Genomic DNA, 4,251 nt, shown 5'->3' with positions numbered 1-4,251 from the left:
CGACGAGGTCGGCGGCGCGGTCGTCGCCGACCGCGAGTTCCTCGACCGCGTCACGCTCGGGATCCTCGCCCGCGGCCACGTCCTCTTGGAGGACGTGCCCGGCACCGGGAAGACCCTCTCGGCGCGCTCGTTCGCGACCGCGCTCGGCCTGGAGTTCTCCCGGGTGCAGTTCACGCCCGACCTCCTCCCGTCCGACGTCACCGGGACGAACGTGTTCGACGAGCGCGACGGCTCCTTCGCCTTTTCGCCCGGCCCGGTCTTCGCCAACGTCGTGCTCGCCGACGAGATCAACCGCGCGCCGCCGAAGACGCAGGCCGCGCTGCTGGAGGCGATGGAGGAGGGCCAGGTGACCGTCGACGGCGACACCCACGCCCTGCCCGACCCCTTCTACGTCATCGCGACGCAGAACCCCGTCGAGAGCGAGGGCGCGTTCCCGCTGCCGGAGGCCCAGCTCGACCGGTTCGCGATCAAGACCTCGATCGGCTACCCCGACGACGACGGCGAGGTTGAGCTCCTCCGCCGCCGCGCGGGTCGCGCCGAGCAGGCGCCGACGGTCGACCGCGTCCTCGACGCCGACGCCGTCTCGGCGCTCCGCGAGGTGCCCGAGACGGTGCGCGTCGAGGACGACCTGCTCGGGTACATGGCCGCGCTCGTCCGCGCGACGCGCGAGGACCGCCGCGTCGACGTGGGCGTCTCGCCCCGTGGCACCCAGCGGCTGTTCGAGACCGCCCGCGCCGCCGCGGTCGTCGCCGGCCGCGAGTTCGTCACCCCCGACGACGTGAAGCGCGTCGCGGAGCCGACGCTCGCGCACCGGCTCGTGCTCACCCCCGACGCCGCCGTCAACGACGTCGACAAGCGCGACGTGATCGCCGACGCCCTCGACCGCGTCGCGGTGCCGACGGTCGAGGCGCCCGAGGCCTGACGCCGGTTTGAAAACGGGTCTGCGAGCTACTCCGCGTCCCGCTCCGCCAGCAGCTCCGTCGCCGTCAACAGCGACTCCAGCTCCACGTCGTGGTCGGCGAGCAGCTCCGCGGCCCCCTCCTCGCGGTCGACGACGACGAGCACGCGGTCCACCGTCGCGCCCGCCTCGCGCAGCGCCTCGACGGCGTCAACCGCGGACTGCCCGGTCGTGGCGATGTCCTCCAACACGACGACCTCCTCGCCCTCGTCGAGCCGGCCCTCGATGCGGTTGCCGGTGCCGTACTCCTTCGCCGACTTGCGCGCGATGACGTACGGGCGCCCCAGCTCGGCGGCCGTGACGGCCACGAGCGGGACCGCGCCGAGCGCGACCCCCGCGAGCTTCGCGTCCGTGTCGGCGAGCCGAGCCGCGAACGCCTCGCTCACGAGCGTCAGCGCGTCCGGGTCGGTCTCGAACAGGTACTTGTCGACGTAGTAGTCGCTGGTGCCGCCGTGCGAGAGCTCGAACTCGCCGAATCGGACGGCGTCGGCCGCCCGCAGCGCGGCGATGAGCTCGCTCCGTCGCTCGTCGTCGGTCATACCCTGACGGGGCGGGCCGGCGACCATAAACGGGTCGGAACGCGGGCGACGGCCGGAACGGAGACGCCGGCCGGATCGGAGCCCGATCGGTCGCTAGCGGTCGATGCCGCTGCCGCCGTCGACGACGTCGGCCACGTCATCGGGCGTGATCACGGCGAGGTCGCCGTCGACGGTGCGCTTCAGGGCGGCGGCCGCGGCGGCCCACTCCAGTCCGTCCGCGACGTCGCCGCCGTCGAGCCGGTTGGCGAGGTACCCCGCGACGAACGCGTCGCCGGTGCCGATCGCGTCGAACGTCTCCGCGTCGAAGACGCTCTGCTCGTACACCGCGCCGTCCCGCAGGGCCACCGCGCCCTCGCTCCCCCGCGTGACGACGACCGTGTCGAAGCCGAACTCCGAGGCGAGCCCGTGGGCGATCTCGACGGCGTCGCCCTCGCGGCCCAGCACCTCGCGGGCGTCGCGCCGCGGGACGAACAGCGTGTCGACGTGCGCGAACAGCTCCTCGTACGCCGCCCGGGCCGTCTCGGGGTCCCAGAGCTTCGCCCGGTAGTTCAGGTCGAACGAGCGGGTCGCCCCGCCCTCCCCCGCGGCGCGGAGCAGTGCGGTCGTCGTCTCCGCGGCCCGCTCGGAGAGCGCCGGGGTGATCCCGGTCGTGTGGAACCGCTCGGCCGACTCCAGCGCGGCGGTCGGGAGCTCGTCGGGCTCGACCGTCGTGATCGCGGCGTCGGCCCGGTCGTAGATCACGCTCGTCCCGCGGGGCTCGCCGCCGTGTTCGAGGTAGTACGTCCCGACGCGGCTCGACTCGGGGTCGGCCCACGCGACGCCGGTCCGGACGCCGTGGCTCCGGAGCTCGCTCACGACGCGGCGGCCGAGCGGCGACTCCGGGAGCTTGGAGAGCCAGACGGCGTCCGCGCCGAGCCGCGCCGCGCCGACCGCGACGTTGCTCTCCGCGCCGCCCGCCTGTACGCCGAGGGTCCGGGCGGTCTCCAGCCGGTCGCCGCGCGGCGGCGAGAGCCGGAGCATCGTCTCGCCGAACGTCACGAGGTCCGTCACGCCGACCACCCGACGCGTCCCGCCGTCGCCGCTGTCGTCGCCGCCGACGCCGCGGCCGTCGCGGTCGCTGCAGTGCGCATACCGGAGCGTCGGCGGGGGAGTACAAAAGGGCAAGCGATCGCCGCCGGCCCGACCGCCCGCCGTCTCGGACCACCTCACCGGAGCGCGGACGCCAGCACCACCGCCCCGAACAGGAGCAGCGCGAGGGCCGCGACAGGCTGCGACCCGGCGGCGGCGAGGTAGACGCCGTAGACGACGCCGACCGAGAGCGCGCCGACGAGCAGTGTCGTCCCGGCGTGGACGGCGACGTTCCGCCGGGTCCGGGCCTCGCGGCCGACCTGTGCGCCGACTGAGAGCCCGTGGTCCGCGGCGTCCCACGCGACCGCGAGCGCGACGCCGCCGACGAGCAGCGCCTCGACGCCTCCGCCCCGATACCCCGCGACCGCGAGCCCGACGGTTCCGACCCCGGCCGCCCACGAGAGGAGCCGGTGCGACCGCCGGAACGACCCGGCGACGAGTCCGACCGTCGCGGCGCCGAGGAGGGCGCCCCCGAGCGGCGCGGCGAGGAACCCCGCGAGGCTCGCGACCGCGGCCGCGACGAGGGCGACGACGACGGCGAGCGTCGGGGGGCGGGCGTCGCGCTCGGGTCGGTCGGTCGGTGCGTTCGCGCCGCCGTCGGCGGGGGAGCCGTCGGCGCTCACGGCGACCACCCGGCGCTCACGGCGACCACCCGGCGCTCACGGCGACCACCTGTTCGTCGCTCGCGCGACCGCGACGGGGAACGACTCCCCGTCCCACTCGACCGCGCGGATCCCAGCCGAGCGGAGCTCCCGAAGCCGCTCGCGGCGCTCGAATCCCACGAGCCGCTCGCCGGGGGTCTCGCCGGCCGTGACGTCCGGCGAGAGGGCGGTGACGAGGTGGCCGTGCGCGTCGATCCGGCGCGCGATCGACGCGGCCGCGTCGTCGACGAGCGGGGTGAAGAAGAGCACCTGCGCGTCGGCCGGGAGCCGCCGCCGGAACCGGCGGAGCCACAGCGACCGGTAGAACCGGTCCCCGCTCGGGGTCGGGGCCAGCGCGGGGTCGGTCGCCAGCGTGTCGCGGCCCCGCGCGGCGTGCGCCGAGCCGGCGCCCGGCGCGAGCCAGCAGTCGACGGGGCCGAGCGCCGCGATCCCGACGCGGTCGCCGCCGTCGAGGAGCGCGCGGAACGCCTGCCCGGCGGCGCCGACGCTCGCCTCCACCGCCGTCTCCGCCGCCGGCTCGGGCGCGGCGTACGCGGACTCCCGCGCGTCGATCAGGAGGACGACCGTGGCGGCGCGCTCCTCGCGGAGCTCCACGGTCGCCAGCTCCCCCGTCCGCGCCCGGCGGTTCCAGTCGACCCGCTTGAGCGGGTCGCCGCGGCGGTACTCGCGAGTGGCGTGGAACTCCACGCCCGCCCCGCCGACGTCGGTCGGCATCCGGCCGTGGTACCGCGTCGTCAGCCCCCGGAGCGGGAGGTCGCCGCCGGCGGCCAGCTCCGGGGTACAGACGACCCGCGCGGGGTCGGCCGGCTCGATCGCGGTCGTCCGCTCGCGCGATCCGGAGGGGTTGCGCGTGATCGCCGTGACCGCCTCCCACTCGTGCTCGCCGCGGGTCGCGCGGACCGCGTACTCGAACGCGGCCGCCGATCCCGGGCGGAGCGCGGTCGCGATCCGCGCGGGACCGTCG

At 76.1% G+C, this 4,251-nt stretch carries 5 protein-coding genes; 1 reads left to right on the top strand and 4 read right to left on the bottom strand.

Going from position 1 to position 4,251, the window contains the following annotated elements; genetic code table 11:
• A partial coding sequence (locus DJ73_RS17095) for a MoxR family ATPase (protein ID WP_094558562.1) occupies positions 1 to 922 on the top strand: 922 nt, incomplete at its 5' end.
• A 26-nt stretch (positions 923 to 948) separates the two neighbouring features.
• On the opposite strand, the gene pyrE is transcribed toward DJ73_RS17095, so the two are convergent.
• The 4 genes from pyrE to DJ73_RS17075 all read right to left on the bottom strand — a co-directional run.
• Complete coding sequence (pyrE, locus tag DJ73_RS17090; RefSeq protein ID WP_094523897.1) at positions 949 to 1,497, bottom strand: orotate phosphoribosyltransferase; 549 nt, start codon at positions 1,495 to 1,497, stop codon at positions 949 to 951.
• Positions 1,498 to 1,590: 93 nt separating this feature from the next.
• On the bottom strand, positions 1,591 to 2,556 hold the full coding sequence (kdgK1, locus tag DJ73_RS17085; RefSeq protein WP_170938302.1) for a bifunctional 2-dehydro-3-deoxygluconokinase/2-dehydro-3-deoxygalactonokinase: 966 nt from the start codon (positions 2,554 to 2,556) through the stop codon (positions 1,591 to 1,593).
• 146 nt (positions 2,557 to 2,702) lie between these two features.
• The gene (locus DJ73_RS17080; protein ID WP_176451159.1) at positions 2,703 to 3,248 is read right to left on the bottom strand and encodes a hypothetical protein; all 546 of its coding nucleotides are present in this window, start codon (positions 3,246 to 3,248) and stop codon (positions 2,703 to 2,705) included.
• A gap of 36 nt (positions 3,249 to 3,284) precedes the next feature.
• Positions 3,285 to 4,251, bottom strand: a 967-nt coding sequence (locus DJ73_RS17075; RefSeq protein WP_094558561.1) for a DUF58 domain-containing protein, incomplete at its 5' end; no start/stop codon positions are given.

This window comes from Halorubrum sp. Ea1 (assembly GCF_002252965.1).
GTDB lineage: Archaea > Halobacteriota > Halobacteria > Halobacteriales > Haloferacaceae > Halorubrum.
The sequence above is the reverse complement of the archived record's forward strand: the minus strand, read 5'-3'. Positions and strand labels throughout refer to the sequence as shown.

What these genes read in the sequence shown, in the direction of transcription:
- pyrE (WP_094523897.1), bottom strand. Translation starts at nt 1,497, where the DNA reads ATGACCGACGACGAGCGACGGAGCGAGCTCATCGCCGCGCTGCGGGCG.